18 protein-coding genes are annotated in these 18,855 nt (G+C 69.2%); 9 read left to right on the top strand and 9 right to left on the bottom strand.

All coding sequences use genetic code 11. The annotated features are described in order from the left end of the window. Positions 1-59: 59 nt before the first annotated feature. From ABLE93_RS14570 to ABLE93_RS14550, 5 genes are all read left to right on the top strand, one after another. On the top strand, positions 60-1,319 hold the full coding sequence (locus ABLE93_RS14570) for an aspartate kinase (protein ID WP_348840558.1): 1,260 nt from the start codon (positions 60-62) through the stop codon (positions 1,317-1,319). Between the two features lie 78 nt (positions 1,320-1,397). Next, positions 1,398-3,662, top strand: coding sequence for a phosphoenolpyruvate--protein phosphotransferase (gene ptsP / locus ABLE93_RS14565; protein ID WP_348840557.1), 2,265 nt, complete (start codon positions 1,398-1,400; stop codon positions 3,660-3,662). A 57-nt stretch (positions 3,663-3,719) separates the two neighbouring features. Then, positions 3,720-4,802 (top strand): peptide chain release factor 1, encoded by a 1,083-nt coding sequence (prfA, locus tag ABLE93_RS14560; RefSeq protein WP_348840556.1) that lies wholly within the window; start codon positions 3,720-3,722, stop codon positions 4,800-4,802. Between the two features lie 27 nt (positions 4,803-4,829). Next, the gene (gene prmC, locus ABLE93_RS14555; RefSeq protein WP_348840555.1) at positions 4,830-5,690 is read left to right on the top strand and encodes a peptide chain release factor N(5)-glutamine methyltransferase; all 861 of its coding nucleotides are present in this window, start codon (positions 4,830-4,832) and stop codon (positions 5,688-5,690) included. Positions 5,691-6,216: 526 nt separating this feature from the next. After that, positions 6,217-7,398, top strand: a complete 1,182-nt coding sequence (locus tag ABLE93_RS14550) for a DUF4167 domain-containing protein (RefSeq protein ID WP_348840554.1) — start codon at positions 6,217-6,219, stop codon at positions 7,396-7,398. Positions 7,399-7,481: 83 nt separating this feature from the next. Here the strand turns inward: ABLE93_RS14550 and cynS are convergent, their stop codons facing one another. The 9 genes from cynS to ABLE93_RS14505 form a co-directional block, all read right to left on the bottom strand. Continuing rightward, the gene (gene cynS, locus ABLE93_RS14545; protein WP_348840553.1) at positions 7,482-7,970 is read right to left on the bottom strand and encodes a cyanase; all 489 of its coding nucleotides are present in this window, start codon (positions 7,968-7,970) and stop codon (positions 7,482-7,484) included. A 53-nt stretch (positions 7,971-8,023) separates the two neighbouring features. Beyond that, a complete protein-coding gene (locus ABLE93_RS14540) occupies positions 8,024-8,962 on the bottom strand; it encodes an ABC transporter ATP-binding protein (protein WP_348840552.1) in 939 nt (312 codons plus the stop codon). Between the two features lie 5 nt (positions 8,963-8,967). Beyond that, positions 8,968-9,807, bottom strand: a complete 840-nt coding sequence (gene ntrB / locus ABLE93_RS14535) for a nitrate ABC transporter permease (protein ID WP_348840551.1) — start codon at positions 9,805-9,807, stop codon at positions 8,968-8,970. Between the two features lie 5 nt (positions 9,808-9,812). After that, the gene (locus ABLE93_RS14530) at positions 9,813-11,177 is read right to left on the bottom strand and encodes a CmpA/NrtA family ABC transporter substrate-binding protein (protein WP_348840550.1); all 1,365 of its coding nucleotides are present in this window, start codon (positions 11,175-11,177) and stop codon (positions 9,813-9,815) included. A 73-nt stretch (positions 11,178-11,250) separates the two neighbouring features. Beyond that, positions 11,251-12,429 carry an NAD(P)/FAD-dependent oxidoreductase gene (locus ABLE93_RS14525; protein ID WP_348840549.1) on the bottom strand — a complete coding sequence of 393 codons (1,179 nt, stop codon included), beginning with the start codon at positions 12,427-12,429 and terminating at the stop codon, positions 11,251-11,253. Further along, on the bottom strand, positions 12,426-13,028 hold the full coding sequence (locus ABLE93_RS14520) for a 2-hydroxychromene-2-carboxylate isomerase (RefSeq protein ID WP_348840548.1): 603 nt from the start codon (positions 13,026-13,028) through the stop codon (positions 12,426-12,428). The genes ABLE93_RS14525 and ABLE93_RS14520 overlap by 4 nt, the downstream gene beginning before the upstream one ends. 21 nt (positions 13,029-13,049) lie before the next feature. Then, a complete protein-coding gene (locus tag ABLE93_RS14515) occupies positions 13,050-13,913 on the bottom strand; it encodes a sulfurtransferase (protein WP_348840547.1) in 864 nt (287 codons plus the stop codon). A gap of 90 nt (positions 13,914-14,003) precedes the next feature. Next, positions 14,004-15,128: an acyl-CoA dehydrogenase family protein gene (locus ABLE93_RS14510; protein WP_348840546.1), complete on the bottom strand. Its 1,125-nt coding sequence runs from the start codon at positions 15,126-15,128 to the stop codon at positions 14,004-14,006. Positions 15,129-15,194: 66 nt separating this feature from the next. After that, positions 15,195-15,734, bottom strand: coding sequence for an OsmC family protein (locus tag ABLE93_RS14505; RefSeq protein WP_348840545.1), 540 nt, complete (start codon positions 15,732-15,734; stop codon positions 15,195-15,197). A 237-nt stretch (positions 15,735-15,971) separates the two neighbouring features. Here ABLE93_RS14505 and ABLE93_RS14500 point away from each other — a divergent pair, with 237 nt between their 5' ends. The 4 genes from ABLE93_RS14500 (at position 15,972) to ABLE93_RS14485 (ending at position 18,815) form a co-directional block, all read left to right on the top strand. Then, positions 15,972-16,622 carry a TetR/AcrR family transcriptional regulator gene (locus tag ABLE93_RS14500; RefSeq protein ID WP_348840544.1) on the top strand — a complete coding sequence of 217 codons (651 nt, stop codon included), beginning with the start codon at positions 15,972-15,974 and terminating at the stop codon, positions 16,620-16,622. Positions 16,623-16,733: 111 nt separating this feature from the next. Further along, a complete protein-coding gene (locus tag ABLE93_RS14495) occupies positions 16,734-17,861 on the top strand; it encodes a zinc-dependent alcohol dehydrogenase family protein (protein ID WP_348840543.1) in 1,128 nt (375 codons plus the stop codon). A 71-nt stretch (positions 17,862-17,932) separates the two neighbouring features. Continuing rightward, a complete protein-coding gene (locus ABLE93_RS14490) occupies positions 17,933-18,058 on the top strand; it encodes a hypothetical protein (protein WP_348840542.1) in 126 nt (41 codons plus the stop codon). Between the two features lie 151 nt (positions 18,059-18,209). Continuing rightward, entirely contained in the window at positions 18,210-18,815 is a 606-nt protein-coding gene (locus ABLE93_RS14485; protein WP_348840541.1) for a 50S ribosomal protein L25/general stress protein Ctc, read from the top strand. Positions 18,816-18,855: the final 40 nt, after the last annotated feature.

Raw genomic sequence — 18,855 nt, 5'->3', positions numbered from 1 at the left:
GCCGGACGCCGGCCGCACCCGTTCTCCCGAGGATCTCAAGGCGAAGAAAGGCACGAGCGATGGCTCGGCTGGTGATGAAGTTCGGCGGCACCTCGGTCGCCAATATCGACCGCATCCGCAATGTGGCGCGCCATGTGAAGCGCGAGGTGGAGGCCGGCCACAAGGTGGCCGTCGTCGTCTCCGCCATGTCCGGCAAGACCAATGAGCTGGTGGCCTGGTGCAAGGACGCCTCGGCACTCTATGATTCGCGTGAATATGACGCCGTCGTCGCCTCGGGCGAGCAGGTGACCAGCGGCCTTCTCGCCATCGCCTTGCAGGAGATGGGGCTTTCCGCCCGCTCCTGGCAGGGCTGGCAGGTGCCCATCTCCACCGACGACGCCCATGGGTCCGCTCGCATCCTGGAGATCGACGGAGAGCGGCTCGGCGCCGCGGTGGACGGCGGCGAGGTGGCGGTGATCGCCGGCTTCCAGGGCATCCATCTGCCCACCGGCCGCCTCACCACCCTCGGCCGCGGCGGCTCGGACACCTCGGCGGTGGCGGTGGCGGCGGCGCTCAAGGCCGAGCGGTGCGACATCTATACCGACGTGGACGGGGTCTACACCACCGACCCGCGCGTGGTGCCCCGCGCCCGGCGCCTCGACCGCATCGCCTTCGAGGAGATGCTTGAGATGGCGTCGCTGGGCGCCAAGGTGCTTCAGGTGCGCTCGGTGGAGCTCGCCATGGTGCACAATGTGCGCACCTTCGTGCGCTCCAGCCTTGTGGACCCGGACGCGCCGGAGATGCGCGAGGTCGAGAAGGCGGGAACGCTGATCTGCGACGAGGAGGAGATCGTGGCAAGCCAGATGGAAACGCAGGTGGTCACCGGCATCGCCTTCTCCAAGGACGAGGCGCAGGTGTCCATCCGCCGGGTGGCGGACAAGCCCGGCATCGCCGCCGCCGTGTTCGGCCCGCTGGCGGAGGCCCACATCAATGTGGACATGATCGTCCAGAACGTGTCGGCCGATGGCTTCACCGACATCACCTTCACCGTACCCACCGCCGATTTCGAGCGGGCCAAGGCGGTGATCGAGAAGGCGCGGGACGCCATCGCCTACCAGGCGCTGGAAGGCAACGGCGACGTCACCAAGGTCTCGGTGATCGGCATCGGCATGCGCTCCCACGCGGGCGTCGCGGCCAAGGCCTTCGAGGCGCTGGCGGGACGGGGCATCAACATCCGCGCCATCACCACGTCGGAGATCAAGATCTCCTTCCTGATCGACGCGGCCTATACCGAACTTGCGGTTCGGACTCTCCATTCGCTATACGGGCTGGACAGCTGAGGACGGACCCGCGGGGGCGCGCCGTTCAACCGATAGCCCCGCGGGATCTGAACCCGCTCATTCTTGAGGATGCGGCCGATGCGTGGCGCGCTCGGCGGTCCGCGCGTGCTGCTCCGGCGCCTCCGCGAGGTGATGGCGGAGCCGGTCAGCGCGCAGGACCGCCTCGACAGGATCGTGGTGCTGATCGCCGCCAATATGGTGGCGGAAGTCTGCTCGGTCTACGTGCTCCGCGTCGATCAGACCCTTGAGCTGTACGCGACGGAAGGCCTGAACCGCGATGCGGTTCATTTGACCGTCATGAGCGTGGACGAGGGCCTCGTCGGCCATGTGGCGCGCGAGGCCGAATCCCTCGCCTTGTCCGACGCCCAGGGCCATCCCGAATTCGCCTACCGTCCGGAGACGGGCGAAGAAATCTACAATTCCTTCCTCGGCGTGCCCATCCTGCGCGGCGGCAACACGCTGGGCGTGCTGGTGGTGCAGAACCGCGCCCGCCGCACCTATACGGAAGAGGAGATCGAGGCGCTCCAGACCACCGCCATGGTGCTGGCGGAGATGATCGCCTCCGGCGAACTCACCGCCCTCGCCAAGCCCGGCGCCGAGCCGGCGGTGCGCCGGCCGCTTCACCTGAAGGGCGTGGCGCTGGCGGACGGCCTCGGCCTCGGCCACGTGGTGCTGCACGAGCCGCGCATCAAGGTGACCAACGTCATCGCCGACGACGTGGTGAAGGAGACCGCCCGGCTCGACGCCGCCATCGGCAAGCTGCGCCATTCCATCGACCTGATGCTGGAGGACGACGGCCTCTCCAAGGCCGGCGAGCACCGCGACATCCTCGAAGCCTACCGCATGTTCGCCCACGACCGCGGCTGGATGCACAAGATGCGTGAGGCGGTGCTGTCCGGCCTCACCGCCGAGGGCGCGGTGGAGCGGGTGCAGTCGGATACCCGCGCCCGCATGATGCGCGCCTCGGACCCCTATCTGCGCGAGCGCCTGCACGACCTGGACGATCTCGCCAACCGCCTGCTGCGCGAGCTCACCGGCCGTGCCCGCCCCGAGCGGGAGGCGCTGCCGGAGAATGCCATCCTCGTCGCCCGCAACATGAGCCCGGCGGCCCTGCTCGACTACGACCGCACCCGCATCCGCGGCCTCGTTCTGGAGGAAGGCGGCACCACCAGTCACGTCACCATCGTCGCCCGCGCGCTCGGCATCGCCGCCGTGGGCCAGGTGGAGAACGCCGCGGGCCTTGCCGACCAGGGCGACCCGGTGATCGTCGACGGCCAGGCCGGCGAGGTGCACCTGCGCCCGCCCGGCGACGTCGAGGAGGCCTATGCCGAGAAGGTGCGCTACCGCGCCCGACGGCAGGCCCAGTATGCCGCGCTGCGCACCCGCCCCTCCGTCACCAAGGACGGGGTGCACGTGGACCTGCACCTCAACGCCGGCCTGCTGGTGGACCTGCCCCACATCGCCGAGACCGGGGCGGCGGGCATCGGCTTGTTCCGCACCGAGCTGCAGTTCATGATCGCCTCGGCCTTCCCCCGCATCTCCGAGCAGCTGAAGCTCTACCGCGCGGTGCTGGATGCCGCGGGCGAGCGGCCCGTCACCTTCCGCACCCTCGACATCGGCGGCGACAAGGTGCTGCCCTACATGCGGGCGGTGGAGGAGGAGAATCCGGCGCTCGGCTGGCGCGCCATCCGCCTCGGGCTCGACCGGCCGGGCCTGCTGCGCAGCCAGATGCGGGCGCTGCTGCGCGCCGGCGCGGGGCGGGAACTGCGCGTCATGTTTCCCATGGTGGCGGCGGTGGACGAGTTCGACCGCGCCCGGGCCATGGTGGAGCGCGAGTTGACCCATCTGCGCCGGCACGGCCATGGCCTGCCCGAAAAGGTCTATGTGGGCGCCATGGTGGAGGTGCCCTCCCTGCTCTTCCAGCTGGACGAGATCCTGGCGCGCGCCGACTTCCTCTCGGTGGGCTCGAACGACCTCGTGCAGTTCCTCTACGCCGCCGACCGGGCCAACGTGCGGGTCGCCGACCGCTTCGATCCGCTCTCGCCGCCCGCCCTGCGCGCCTTCCGCATGGTGGCCGAGGCCGGCGCGCGCCACGGCAAGCCGGTGACTTTGTGCGGCGAGCTGGCGTCGCGGCCGCTGGAAGCCATCGCGCTCGCCGCATTGGGATACCGTGCCCTCTCCGTGTCGCCGGCCGCCATCGGCCCGGTGAAGGCCATGCTGCTGGAAGTGGACGTCTCGGCCGCCCGCAAGGTGCTGATGCCGCTGCTGGAGGACCGCACCGGCACCGCCGATCCGCGCGCCGCCCTCACGGGGTTTGCCCGCGACTGCGGCCTGCCGCTTTAGCGGACGGTCTTCGCCTGCCGCCTTCGGCCGTCCCTTTTCTCCAATCCGTCCGGACCCATGACCGCCTTGCCCCTCGCCAAACTGGACCAATTGGTCGCGCGTCACGCGGAGATCGAGGCCGCCCTGTCGCGCGGGGCGGAAGGCGAGGAGTTCGTCCGGCTTGGGCGGGAATTCTCCGACCTCTCGCCCGTGGTGGAGCAGGTGCGCGCGCTGCGCGGCGCCGAGCGCGACCTGTCCGGCGCACGCGAACTGCTGGCGGACTCCGCCGGCGACGCCGAGATGCGCAGTCTCGCCGAGGCGGAGGTGGAGCGGCTGGAGGCCGAGATCGGGGACTTGGTCACCGCGGTCCGCCTCGCTTTGCTGCCCAAGGACGCCATGGACGAGCGCGGCGTCATCCTGGAGGTGCGAGCCGGGACCGGCGGCGACGAGGCCGCCCTGTTCGCCGGCGACCTCTACCGCATGTATGCGCGCTACGCCGCCGACAAAGGCTGGAGCGTCGAGGTGCTCTCGGAGAGTGAAGGCACCATGGGCGGCTACAAGGAGATCATCGCCGCCGTCCACGGCAAGGGCGCCTATGCCCGGCTGAAGTTCGAGAGCGGCGTCCACCGGGTGCAGCGGGTGCCGGCCACCGAGGCCGGCGGGCGCATCCACACCTCGGCCGCCACCGTCGCGGTCCTCCCCGAGGCGGAGGACGTGGACGTGGACATCAACGAGGCGGACCTGCGCATCGACGTCTACCGCGCCCAGGGCGCCGGCGGCCAGCATGTGAACAAGACCGAGAGCGCGGTGCGCATCACCCACCTGCCCACCAACACGGTGGTGGCGGTGCAGGACGAGCGCTCCCAGCACCGCAACAAGGCCCGCGCCATGGACCTGCTGCGCGCCCGCCTGCTGGACGACGAGCGCCAGCGCAAGGAGGCCGGCCGCGCCGCCGACCGCAAGGGGCAGGTGGGCTCGGGCGACCGCTCCGAGCGCATCCGCACCTACAATTTCCCGCAGGGGCGCGTCACCGACCACCGCATCAACCTCACCCTCTACCGGCTGGAGGAGGTCATCGCGGGCACCGCCCTCGACGACATCATCGGCCCCCTCCTCACCGAGCATCAGGCGGCGCTGCTCGCCGCCGCCGAGGAGGCGTGAGGATGCCCCGGCGCCCGCGGCCGGCCCGTGGCTGAGGCGCCCACTCTCGGTGCCCTGCGCCGGCAGATGACGGCGGCGCTGGCGGCGGCCGGCGTGGATAGCCCCGAGCTGGACGCGCGGCTGCTGCTGGCCTTCGCCCTCGGCTGCGCCCCGGGGGATCTGCTCGGCCGCAGCGACAGCGCCGTTCCCGAGGCCGCGTCCGCTGCGGCGCATGCCCTTCTCGCCCGGCGCATCGGCGGCGAGCCGGTGGGCCGTATCCTGGGCGAGCGGGAGTTCTGGAGCCTGTCGTTCCGCCTCTCGCCCCACACGCTGGAGCCCCGCCCGGACACCGAGACGCTGGTGGAGGCGGCCCTCGCCCTCCTGCCAGAGCGCGGCCGGGCCCTGCGCCTGCTCGACCTCGGCACCGGCACCGGCGCCCTCCTCGCCGCCCTCCTGGTAGAATTTCCCGCCGCCACCGGCATCGGGATCGACCGCTCGGAGGATGCCGCCCGCGCCGCCCGCGACAATCTCGCCCGCCACGGCCTTGCCGGGCGCGGGATGATCGCGGTGGGCGATTGGGGCACCGCCCTTGGCGGCGGCTTCGATCTGGTGGTGTCCAACCCGCCCTATATCCGCGCCGACGAGATGGCCGCCCTCGCCCCGGAGGTGCGCCTGCATGACCCCCCGCTCGCTCTGGTGGCGGGCGACGACGGACTTGCAGCCTATCGCGCCATCAGCGCCGATCTGCCGCGCCTCCTCGCCCCCGGCGGCATCGCTGTGCTGGAACTTGGGGCCGGGCAGGAACCTCAGGTTGCCGCGCTGGTTGAGGGGGCGGGATTGACGCTCCTCGGGCCGGCCCGGGCGGACCTTGGGGGTGTCGCGCGCGCGCTGTGCGCCCGCCGACCCTGATCGGGGATCAGGCGCGACCTTGGGCGGGCGATAAAAAACGCTTGGAACCTTAGTGGGAAATGGCTACTGTCGTTTGCAGGAATCGAACCGGAGCGCTGGTCCAGAGGGCCGATGCGGGCTTCCGAAATCTCAAACGGATGTTTCGGGTGCTGGGGATGCGACAACGCAGAGCGCGCGATGGCGGCGCTCGCGCCGTGATCCCGCGGTTCGATCGTTTCACGGTGTTGAACGCTTGGGGGCCGTGCGCCTCGGCGTCTCGTGTGACGGCCGTGCTGGGGGGCACGGGACAGGGCGCGATGATCGAACTGATCCAGACTTCTTGACGGACTTCTTTTACGGACCAGCACGGCAGGCGCCGACGCAGGCGGCTCTCGCGCGGCTGGCATTCATTCCCTGCGGAGCGAGCAAACGGACCTTGAGGTCCGCGCGGCAGGGGCAACAGGCCCGGCGGTTTCGGGTTCAACCGGCGCACGGCGACCGGGCGCAGACGGCGGCGTGAACGCCGGGCGAGTAGAGAACGATCCATATGAGAAATGGTCAGCAGAAGCGCATGCGCGGCCGCAACAACAACCGCCGCAGCTCGAACCCTCTGACGCGGGTGTACGAATCGAACGGGCCGGACGTGAAGGTGCGTGGAACGGCCCACCACATCGCGGAAAAATACCAGCAGCTCGCCCGCGACGCCCAGTCGTCCGGCGACCACGTGGCGGCTGAGAATTATTTCCAGCATGCGGAGCATTACCTTCGCCTGATCGCCTCGCTCCAGGGCCAGTTCGCGCCGGCCAACGGCTTCGGCCGGGACGACGACATGGACGACGAGGACATGGACGACGTGTCCGCCCTCGACGCGCCGCAGCCCTCCTTCGCCCGGGGCGACCAGGGCTACCAGCCGCGCGACAATCGCGACGACCGCGGCATGCGGGACGATCGCGGCCAGCGGGATGACCGTGGCATGCGCGACGACCGGGGCCAGCGTGACGATCGCGGCCAGCGGGACGACCGTGGCCAACGCGATGATCGCGGCATGCGCGATGACCGTGGCCAGCGCGAGGAGCGCTCCCTGCGGGACGACCGCGGGCCCCGAGAGGACCGCGCACCGCGCGACGATCGCGGTCCGCGCGAGAGCCGGCAGGGCAATTTCCGCCGCAACCGCGATGAAGAGACCGGCGAGAGCTACCAGCCGCGCGAAGCCCGCGACGTGCGCGAGACGCGCGAGCCGAGGGAAGCGCGCGAGCCCCGCGAGCAGCGGGAGACCCGTGAGCCACGCGAGACGCGCGAGCCGAGGGAACAGCGCGAGCCGCGCGAATTCCGCCGCCGCAACCGGGACGAGAATGGCGAGGGCTTTACGCCCCGCGCCGCCCGTGCCACCCGCGGCGAGGACGCCGAGGCACCCCGCCCCGCCCGCGCGCCGCGCGAGGAGGAGCAGGATCTGGGCCTCCCCTCCTTCATCACCGGTGCGCCGGCCATCACCAAGGAACGCACGGAAGCCCCCCGCTCGGAAGCCCCCCGCAGCGAGGCACCCCGCGTCGAGGCGCCCCCGGTCGAGGCCCCGGAAGCTCCGCGCGAAGAGACGGCCGAGGCAACCGAGGGTACCGACGCCCGGCGCGGCCGCCGCCGCCGCTTCCGCACCCGGGCGACCGAAGAGGGTGCCACCGAAGGCGCCGCCGAGGCCCCGGCCCCCGAGCAGCCGGCCCTGTTCAACGAATAGGCGCCAGCGCCGTCCGTCATGAAAAACCCCGCCGGGCGACCGGCGGGGTTTTCTTTTGGCGCCCGCCTGGGGGGCGAAGCGTCTCAGCTTTCCTTGAAGCCGTAGTCGGGGATGCCCTGCTCGTTGCCGTAATACTTATAGGGCAGGAACTTGCCGGACATGGTGATCTGCACCCGGTCGCCCTTGGGGTTGGGTTCGCGCACCATCTCCATGTTGAAGTCGATGGCCGACATGATGCCGTCGCCGAACTCCTCCTCGATCAGCGCCTTCCAGGCCGGGCCGTTCACCATCACCAGTTCGTAGAAGCGATAGATTAGCGGGTCGGTGGGGGGCATGGGGGTGCCGGCGCCGCGCATGGGCACCTCGTTGAGCATGCGCTCTTCCACGTCGGAAAGGGAGAACAGCTCCGCCGCCTTCTTCGCCAGCGGCTTCACCAGCTTCATCTGGCCCAGCAGCGCGCCCACCACCAGCACCGGCGACATGCCGCCGATCTCGTCGCAGATGTATTTCCAGGTCCACCCCTTCTCGCGCTTGATGTCGAGGATCTTCTCGGTGAGTTGCTCGCGCTTCATGGTCTTTTGCTCTCCACTCTTGTTCGTCTGGCGGGCCAAGGCCGCGGCGGGGGCTAGTCGCGCCCCTTGCCGAGGGCGGAATGGGCCACGGCGGGGAAGGGAATGGTGTTGTCCGGCGGCGGCTCGGGCGGTGCCTTCAGTCGCACCACCGGCGGATGACGCGGGTCGTAGCCGGCGGGCATCTCGGCGCGGAAGGTGCGGCTGCGCGCCACCAGGAAGTCCACCAGATGGTTGCGGACGGTGTAATAGTCCGGCTCGCGATGGATGGTGTCGCGCGCCCGCTCCATGGGCAGAGGGTTCTCCACCACCTCGGCGATCATGGCCTCGGGACCGTTGGTCATGAGCACGATCTTGTCGGCGAGGTAGATGGCCTCGTCCACGTCGTGGGTGATCATCACCACGGTCTGGCCGGTGGACTTGCAGATGCGCCGCACCTCGTCCTGCAGCGTGCCGCGGGTGAGCGCGTCGAGGGCCGAGAAGGGCTCGTCCATGAGCATGATCTTGGGCTCGATGGAGAGCGCCCGGGCGATGCCGACGCGCTGGCGCATGCCGCCGGAGAGCTCCGCCGGCCGCTTCAGCTCGTTGCCCTTGAGCCCCACCAGCTCGATGAAGCGGCGCGCCCGCTCCTCCACCTCCGCCCGCTTCGCCTTGCGCCAGCGAGAGGAGACCGCATAGGCCACGTTGGCGAGCACGCTCTTCCACGGCAGCAAGGCATGGCCCTGGAAGATGACGGCGCGGTCGAGGCTCGGTCCGGCGATGCCCTGCCCGTCCACCACCACCACGCCGTCGGAGGGCGCCTCCAGACCGGCGAGGATGTTGAGCACGGAGGTCTTGCCGCAGCCCGAATGGCCGATGATGCAGACGAACTCGCCGCGCGGCACCTGCAGCCAGAGGTTCTCGAAGATGGTGGTGGACCCGCCGCCCGCCGCCGGATAGCGCCGGGCGATGCCCTCGATGGAGATGAAGCGGGGATCGGTCGCGGCTTCCGCCATGGCGCTCACTCCGGGAAGGTCACGCGCCGCTGCAGGCGCGCGAGGACGAGGTCGAGCACCATGCCGACCACGCCGATGAGGAGGATGCCGACGATCACGTTGGCGATGGACAGGTTGTTCCACTCGTTCCAGACGAAGTAGCCGATGCCGGTGCCGCCCACGAGCATCTCCGCCGCCACGATCACCAGCCAGGCGATGCCGATGGAGATGCGCATGCCGGTGAGGATGGTGGGCGCCGCCGCCGGCAGGATCACCGTGAAGGCCCGCCGCCACGGCCCCACCTCCAGCGTCCGCGCCACGTTCAGCCACTCCTTGCGCACCGCCCCCACGCCGAAGGCGGTGTTGATGAGCATGGGCCACACGGAGCAGATGAAGATGACGAAGATGGCCGAGAGGGAGGAATCCTTGATGGTGTAGAGGGCGAGCGGCATCCAGGCCAAAGGCGAGATGGGCTTCAGCACCTGGATGAACGGATCGAGCGCCCGGTAGGCCAAAGGCGACATGCCGATGAGGAAGCCCGTGGGCACCGCCACCAGCACCGCCAGCGCATAGCCGAGGAACACGCGGCCGATGGAATAGAGGAGCTGGAGGCCCAGCCCCTTGTCGTTCGGCCCGTTGTCGTAGAACGGCCGCTTCAGGTTGTCCCACAGCTTCTGCGCCACATCGAGCGGGCCCGGCATGGCGGATTGGGAGCCCGCGGTGGTGATGCCCATGAGCTTCGCATATTCCGGGTCGAGCGCCGGCCCCGAGCTCGCGCTCGGGGTGACGGCGATCTGCCAGAGGGCGCAGAAAGCGATGAACAGCAACACCGAGAGGAGGCCGGCCCGCAGGCCGAGGCTCTTCATGGCGCTCAGCTCCGCTTGATGGCGAAGGAGCTGACGTACTCGGCGGGCTTCGCCGGATCGAACACCTTGCCCATGACCGAGAAGGACTTGGAGGTGGTGGCGGGCGGGGTGAGGCCCATCTCCTTCATCACCTTGGCCGCGTCGGTGGCGAGGAACACCTCGTTGGCCACCTTGGCATAGTCCACGTCGCCCTTGATCTGGCCCCAGCGCTTCATCTGGGTCAGCATCCACACGGCGAAGCTGTCCCACGGGAAGGGATCGAAATCGACGCGCTTGGGGTCATCCTTGATGTTGCCGAGGCCGTCCGCATATTTGCCCACCAGCACCTGCTCCAGCACGATGGGCGGCGCGTTGAGATAGGCCGCCGGCGCGATGGCCTCGGCGATGGCCTTGCGGTTCTCCGCCTTGGAGGCATAGCCGGTGGCGTCGACAATGGCCCGCAGCAGCGCCGCATAGGTGTTGGGCATGGTGGAGATGAACTCCTTGCTGGCCGCGAACGAGCAGCAGGGATGTCCGTCCCACATGGTCTTCGACAGGGAGTGGATGAAGCCGACGCCGTCGAACACTGCGCGCTGGGCCACGTTGTCGGGGGCGAGGAAGCCGTCGATGTTCTCGGCGCGCAGGTTTGCCACCATCTCCGGCGGCGGCACCACGCGCAGCTGCACGTCGGTGTCGGGATCGATGCCGTTCTCCGCCAGCAGGTAGCGCAGCAGGTAGTTGTGCATGGAGAAGTCGTAGGGAATGGCAAACTTCAGCCCCTTCCACGACTTCACGTCCATCTTGTCCTTGTGCTTGATGCCCAGCGTGAAGGACTGGCCGTTGATGTTCTCGATCGCCGCCGCCACGAACGGGATGGGGTTCGAGCCCAGCCCCTGGGAGATGGCGAGCGGCATGGGCGCCAGCATGTGGGCGGCGTCGTATTCCTTGTTGATGGTCTTGTCGCGCACCACCGCCCAGCCGGCGGTCTTCACCACCTCCACGTCGAGGCCGTGCTTCTTATAGAAGCCCATGGGGTGGGCCATGATGATGGGGGTGGCGCAGGTGATGGGGATGAAGCCCACCTTGAGGTCGGTCTTCTCCGGCTTGCCTGCCTGGGCGAAGACTTCCGTCGCGGTGCCGAGGGGGAAGAAGGCGCTGAGCGCCGCGGCCGCGGAGGTGGTGCCCACCGCCTTCAGGAAGGCGCGGCGCTTCAGGTCGTTGGGGAACAGCGCCCGCATCAGGCCGGAGGCCACCACCTCCGTATAGCGCTGCTCGTCCGAGAGGGATGCCGCCCGTTCCGCCGCCGCATGCTCCTCGGCGCTCGCATGGCGTCCGCACAGGCAGCGGCGCAGCGTGGACTTCAGCGAGAACGGGTTGGTGAACATGGACATCTCGGACTCTCCGTGAAAGCGGAAGGACGTTCGGCAAACCTGCCGCTCGGGCAGGGCAATGCCCGTGCCACGGTCAGCCGGGCACGGTCGCGGGGACGGGAGATGCCAGCGCCTTGCGCGCCATCATGTGGCTCTTGGGATCGTTGACGGAGCAGACGGCAAGGAGGCGATCCCCCGCGAAGTACCGCACGCTAAAGCGTCCGGCCGCCACGTCGCCCTCCGTCTCGGTGCGGTCGAAGCCTTCCAGCAGGCCGGCGATCTGCAGCTTCACGTCATACTGGTCCGACCAGAACCAGGGGATGGGATCGTATGCAACCGCGCCCCCGCTGATCGCCTTTGCGGCAGCCTTGGCCTGATCGATGGCATTCTGCACAGATTCCAGGCGGACCCGCCGGCCATATAACCTGCTCGGAAAAGAGGCGACGTCACCCACCGCGAAAATGTCGGGCAGGCTGGTGCGCATGGCCTCGTCCACCCTGATCCCGTTGTCCAGGGCGAGGCCGGCCGCGGCGGCGAGCTCCGCGTTGGGCACCGCGCCCACGGCGGAGAGCACGAGGTCGGCGGGCAAGACCCGTCCATCGGCGAGTTCCACACCGCTCACCCGGTCGGCGCCCAGCACCCGCGTCACGCCCATGCCGGTGAGCACGCCGACGCCGTGGCCCTCGTGCAGCGCCAAAGCGAAATCCGAGATGGTGCTGCAGGCCACGCGGGCGAGCAGGCGCGGCTGGCCTTCCACCACAATCACGTCGAGACCGAGCTTGCGGGCCTTGGCCGCCACTTCCAGCCCGATATAGCCGCCCCCGATGATGACCAGCTTCGCCCCCGGCACGGCGGCGGCGCGGAAGTGCTTCACGTCGTCGATGGAGCGGATTGAGAAGACGCCGGGCAGGTCCGCGCCCGGCACCGGCAGGGGACGCGCCCGGGTGCCGGTGGCAATCAGGACGGACCCGTAGTCGAGGCGTGTGCCGTCGCTCAGCTCCACCGCCTTGTCGGCAGGCAGGAGGCGGACGACCCGGGTGGACAGGCGCATCTGCGCGCCCGCTTCCGCATAGAGATGGGGCGCCTTGAGCTCCAGGCGGTCCTCGGTCATCTCGTCGCCGAGATAGGCCTTGGAGAGCGGCGGGCGCTGGTAGGGCGGATAGGGCTCGTCGCCGATGACGACGATGGGATGCCCGTAGCCCTCGGCCTTCAGGGAGGTGACGGCCTGCGCCGCCGCCTGCCCCGCGCCGATGATGACGAGCGGCGCGCTCATTGCGCCGTCCCCTTCAGGGCCGCCGCGACGAACTGCAGCCGGTCCTGGCCGAAATACATCTCGCCGTTCACGAAATAGGTGGGCGAGCCGAACACGCCCGCCTCCACGGCCTCGGCGGTGTTGCGGGCGATGCGCTCGGCGGCCTCGACGCTCTCCGACAGGGTCGCGAGCTTTTCGCCGTCGAGGCCCACCTCATTGGCGAGCAGCACCAGATTGGCCCGCTCGGAAATCTGGATGTCCCGCGCCCACACGGCCGCAAGGCAGGCACCGATGAGGCCGACGGGGTCGAGCCCCTCCAGCTGCGCGGCGGCGATGATGCGGCAGGCGGGCAGCGTGTCGGTGGGCCAGAACTTCGGCTCGGTGTTGATGGGGATGCCCGCGAGCTTGGCCCAGCGCACGATGTCCTGCTTGCGATAGGCATTGCGCTGGGGCGACTGCTTCGCCGGGGCGGTAGAGCCGCCCTCGGCGAAGACCTTCAGGATATCGACGGGCCGCCAGAGGATGCTGGCGCCCGCCGCGTGCGCCATGGCGACGAGGCGGCCGTGCCCCAGATAGGCATAGCCGGACTGGGGGCTGAAGTAACAGGTGATCTCGGGCACGGCGGGCTCCTTGAAACAGGTTCAGCCGAGGGCCGCCGCCGGATGGCCCTCCTCGATGGGCAGGGACGGATCGCGCGACCACTCGTTCCAGGAGCCAAAATACATCTTCACGTCCTTCACCCCCGCCTCTTTCAGCGCGAGGAAGGTGTTGGAGGCCCGCGCCCCTTTGAAGCAGTAGAGATAGACGGGGGTGTCGGCGGAGATGCCCACGGTCGCGCATTCCGCGAGGATTTCCGGCGCGGACTTGAAGCGCGGCCCCTCGGCCGTCGGCTTCATCATGCGGTACCACTCGATCCATTTGGCACCGGGGATGCGGCCCTTGCGCGGGCAGAAGTCCTTGCCATAGGGGGACGAGCTCTCGCCGATCCACTCGTCCACATCACGCACGTCGAGCTTCGCCACCGCCGGATCCTCCACCGCGGCCAGCATGGCGGCGGCATCGATGATGACGGCGCCCGCCCCCTCGTCCACCGGGAAGGTGGCGGACTTGGGCGCCGGGACGTCTGTGGAGACCGGAAGGCCGGCCGCCTCCCACGCGGCGAAGCCGCCATGCAGCACCTTCACCTTGGGATAGCCGAGGAAAGTGAGCAGGAAATAGCCGCGGCAGGACTGGCCGAAGCCGGTGTTCATGGACTGCTCGTAGATCACCGCCGTCTCGGCGCCGGAAAGCCCGGCCTTGCCGAAGGCATCGGCGAACTTTGCCCGCAGCTCGGCATAGCCCTCGGGGGTGGAGGTGGCGAGATAGGTGAAGATCTCGTGCAGGTTCACCGCGCCGGGGATGTGGCCGGCGGCGTAGCTCGCGGGATCGCGGGTGTCGATGACGACTGTGGGCTCGGACAGGATCAGCGTCGAAAGATCAGGCGGCGAAATCAGGATTGCGCTCATGGTGATCCCCTCTCGAAGGGTGGACGACGAGATGAAACGGAAGGCTTCCCGGGGGCTTGGCGCCCCTCGTCTTGACAGGGCCGCGCGCGCTTACGCCGGCATTTGGTCCAGCATCAGCTTCAATTGCTTGGTGGCCGGGGTGACGATGGCCACGAAATAGGCCTCGCGCAGGCGACGCTGGCAGCGCGAGGCGCGCACGTAGCCGCGGGCGCCGCAATGGAGCATGGCGTTGTGCGCGGCCTCGACGCTCTTCTCCCCGGCGAGGAGGCGAGCGGCGACAACGCGGCGCCAATAGTCGCGGCTGTCGTCGTAGGGCGTCGCGGCGAGCGCGCCCACCTCCGCCTCCAAGGCGGCGAGGGTCTCCGACATCTGCTCGGGCTGGACCTCCAGATAGCGGTTCACATGGCCGAGGGGCTCTTCCACCTCGCGCATCAGGGCGATGCAGTCGCGGATAAGGCCGATGGCCATGCCCGCCTGGAGCAGGATGAAGCCGGCCCGCATCTTCTTCACGAACGGCATGGCATCGTGCGCCAGCACCATGTCGTCCGGCACGAACAGATCGCGCATCTGCACGCCGTAGGTGCCGGTGCCATCCATGGCGAGAAAGGGTTCGCAAGGCTTCAGCGTTACCGCCGGATCCGCGCAATCCACCAGCGCCATCACCGGCGCCGCGCCCTCGACCGCGAAGATGCAGCCGAAGAAATGGTCGGGGCCGAGGTTGGACACCCAGGGCAGCACGCCCTTCACCCGGTAGCCGCCCTCGACCCGGGTGCCCTTCAGCTTCAGCGTCTCGATGCCGAAGAAGGACTTCATGGGATTGGACAGCGCCGTGCCGCCGAGCACATGGCCGGTGGCGGCCGCGGCAAGATACTTGGCGCGGGCAGCCTCGTTCTCGGAGTTGATGAGGTACCAGACCAGCGTGTTCTGGCACCACGCCATGAAGCCGGTGGAGGCGCACACCTCCGAGATGCGCGCCATCCCCTCGATGGCGCCGCCGAGGGCGTGACCCCCGCCGAGATGCAGGCGGAAGGCGCCGGCGTCGGCGAAGCGGTGCATCAGCGTCGCCGGGTAGGTGCCTTCGTCGATGGCTCGGGTCCAGGCCGACAGGTCCGTGACCGCGATCCGTCCGATCTCGGCGAGAGCGACCGCGGGATCGAGGTCGGTGGCGTGCAGTTCATGCGGCGACAGGGCGGTCACAGGCACGGTCAGGGACATGGGGAGCCTCGGCTCGGAGAAGGGGGAACATGCCCGGCGAACCGGGCATGCGCGGGCGCGGCAGGATCAGGCCTGCGCCACCTCCAGATTGACCGGGCGCACGAAGGTGTTGGCCACGGGAGACCATTTGGTGACGTGGGCGATCAGGGCGTCCACCTCTTCCTTCGGCACGCCGTCGCACTCCATCTCCACCTTCACCCGCACGTCGGTGAAGCCGACGGGCTTCTCGCTGACGTCGCCCGTGCCCCACACGGCGGTGATGTTGAGATCACCTTCCAACTGCAGCTCCAGCTTGCGCACGGTCCAGCCGCGATGCACCGCATTGGCGTGGAGGCCGACCGCGAGGCAGGAGCCGAGCGCGGCAAGGGAGGCCTCGGAGGGGTTGGGCGCAGTGTCGTCCCCGAGCAGGCCCGGCGGCTCGTCGACAATGTAAGGGGCGAGGTTGCGGATGTAGTTGGCGTGGCGGAACCGGCCCTCGGCGACCGTCTTGCACTTCAGGGTCTTGATGACCTTGGGGTCGGCCTTGCCGGCGACGATCAGCTTCTCCAGACCTTCCTTGTCGATGGGGGCAAGGCAGCCGGTCAGGGCGGTTTGGGGCGCAGACATCCAGATCTCCTTGGGCCATATAGACAGACCGTTCTGTCTCATGCATTCCCCGTGCCATTCCTCCCCAGCACTTTCGCGGATTGGGAATAAACTGCGTTTCCTCAAGCGAATTCGATGGTTACAAGAGAAGAGGAAGGCGACGTGCGGCACGATTCGTGCCTATATCCAACAGACAGGTCTGTCTCACTGCTCGCGAAAGCGGCACATTGGCGTCAAGCAATGCATCAGGAGAAGGCGATGCGCCCCAAGGCGGTGCCCAATCCCCACGCTCTCCCGTCCGAGGACGCGCTGGGCGCGAAGCCCGCCGCCCTTGAGGGCGAGCCGCGGGCGCGCGAGCGCATCCTTCAGGCGGCGACGCGCCTGTTCTGCCAATACGGCATCAATGCCGTGGGGGTGGACGCTGTGGTGGCCGAGGCCGCCACGGCCAAGGCGACGCTCTACAAGGCGTTCGGCTCCAAGGAACGACTGGTGGAGATCGTGCTGGAGAAGGAGGGCGCGGCCTGGCGCGACTGGTTCCTCGGCCAGTTGCTCGACGGCGAGGCAACGCCGCTCACCCGCCTGCGCCGCATCTTCCCCGTGCTGCGCGAATGGTTCGGCGATGCCCAGTTCTTCGGCTGCCCGTTCATCAATGCGGTGGCGGAGCATGACAAAAGGGACGACCGCCTCCGCCGCATCGCCCTCGCCCACAAGAAGGTGGTGCTGGAGACCCTCGCCGGCCTCGCCGCCGAGGCGGGCGCGCGTGACCCCAACGGCGTCGCGCACCAATTGGGCGTGCTCATCGACGGCGCAATCGTCGCCGCCATGATCACCAAGGACCCCAATGTCGCCCTCATGGCCGGCCGCACCGCCGACCTCCTGCTGTCGGGCATGGCGGCGGAAGCCGCCTGAGACGCGACGTGCGCCGCGCAAGACCAATGCCTCGTCGCTGCGCAATCTCCCGCGCTTGACGCTCCGGGCCGGCGCGGCCAATACGGCGGCAAAGGCATCGGGAGGAACAAGATGCGTATTCGCGCCGCCGTCCTGCGCACGTCGCCGGTCGGCAAGCCCTATGGCGAAACCCGGCCCCTCTCCATCGAGACGATGGAGCTGGCGCCGCCCCAGGCCGGCGAAGTGCTCATCAAGGTGGCGGCGGCGGGCCTGTGCCATTCCGATCTTTCCGTCATCAACGGCGACCGCCCGCGCCAGACCCCCATGGTCCTCGGCCATGAAGCCTCCGGCGTGGTGGTGGAGACCGGCGCGGGCGTCGATGACCTCGCCCCCGGCGACCATGTGGTCATGAGCTTCGTGCCCACCTGCGGCACCTGCCCCTCCTGCATGGAGGGCCGCGCCCAGCTGTGCGGTCCGGGCCAGGCGGCCAACGGCGCGGGCACCCTGCTCGGCGGCGGCCGCCGGCTGTCCTGCGACGACGGCACCGACGCCTATCATCTATGCGGCGTCTCCGGCTTCGGCGAATATGCGGTGGTCTCGCGGCGCTCCATCATCAAGATCGACCCGGAGATGTCGCTGGTGGATGCCGCCCTGTTCGGCTGCGCCGTGATGACCGGAGTGGGGACGGTGGTGAACACCGCTGGCGTGCGGCCCGGCCAGAGCGTCGCGGTGGTGGGCCTCGGCGGCGTCGGCCTCTCCGCCGTCATGGGCGCGGTTGCCGCGGGCGCGGAGCAGATCGTCGCGCTGGACCTGTCCCCCGCCAAGCTCGACCTTGCCCGCCAGATCGGCGCCACCGACACCTTCCTCGCCAGCGATCCCGACATCGTGGACCAGGTGAAGGCCGCCACCCGCGGCGGCGTCGACCATGCCATCGAGATGGCCGGCTCCGCCCCCGCCTTCGAACTCGCCTACAAGATCACGCGGCGCGGCGGCACCACCACCACCGGGGGACTCGCCAATCCCAACGCCCGCATCTCCCTGCCGCCGGTGCATCTGGTCGCCGAGGAGCGCACCATCAAGGGCAGCTACATGGGCAGCTGCGTGCCGCCGCGCGACATTCCCCGCTTCATGGCGCTGTACAAGCGCGGCAAGCTGCCGGTGAACCGCCTGCTCTCCTCCACCGGCCCGCTCGACACCATCAACGAGAATTTCGATCGCCTCGACCGCGGCGAAGTGGTGCGGCACGTCATCGTCTATTGAGCGCGGGCGATCCGGCGCCCCTTCCCTTCCGCGCCGGATCGCCTAATCTGCGGCCAGTCTCAGGAGAAGCCATGCGCGCCGCCATCCGTCTCGCCGCCGTCTGCGCGCTCGCCCTCGCCGTCTCGGGCTGCGACAAGTGCGGCAACTGGTTCGGCCAGGGCCGCCCGGGCGCCTGCCAGTCGGGCTCGCCCAAATAGGCTGGCGCCCCTGATTTCTTGCATCGGTGCCGCTGCGCCGCTATAAGCGCGCCTTCGCTTTCGGCATGCGCCCCCCTGGAGGCGTGCCGCAGGGCGAAATCGCGCGTCCCTATGGACGCAGCGATGGAACCTCCAAATCAGGACGAGTGCCATGACTGCCATCAAGGAACTGAAGGCTGTGGCGCGCCCGCGGGCCGGCAAGGGGGCCGCCCGTGCCGAGCGCCGCGCCGGGCGCGTGCCCGCCGTGATCTACGGCGAGAAGCAGGAGCCGGTCACGATCTCGCTCAACCACCGCGAGATCAACAAGATCATCTATGCCGGCCACTTCCTCACCACGCTGTTCGAGATCGACGTGGACGGCAAGAAGCACCGCGTGATCCCGCGCGACTACCAGCTGGATCCGGTGAAGGACTTCCCCCTCCACGTGGACTTCCTGCGCGTCTCCAAGGGCGCGTCGGTGACGGTGGAAGTGCCGGTGCACTTCGTGAAGCAGGAAGCCTCCCCAGCCCTCAAGGGCGGCGGCACCCTCAACGTGGTGGCCCACACCGTCGAGCTCGAATGCCCGGCCGAGTCGATCCCCGAATCCATCGAGGTCGATCTCAGCGGCGCCGATTTCGGTGACAGCTTCCACCTCTCGGCCATCAAGCTGCCGTCGGGCGTGACCTGGGCGGGCCAGGGCGACGATACCCTCGCCACCATCGTCGCCCCCGTGGGCGCCGAGGAAGAGCCGGCGGCCGCGGAAGAGCCGAAGGCCTGAGCCTTCGGTCCCTCGCGATAAACGTCTGACGCTTTCGGGC

This window comes from Xanthobacter pollutisoli (genome assembly GCF_040044995.1).
Lineage (GTDB): Bacteria > Pseudomonadota > Alphaproteobacteria > Rhizobiales > Xanthobacteraceae > Xanthobacter.
Note: the sequence above shows the minus strand (reverse complement) of the source record. Positions and strands in the feature narration are given on the sequence as shown.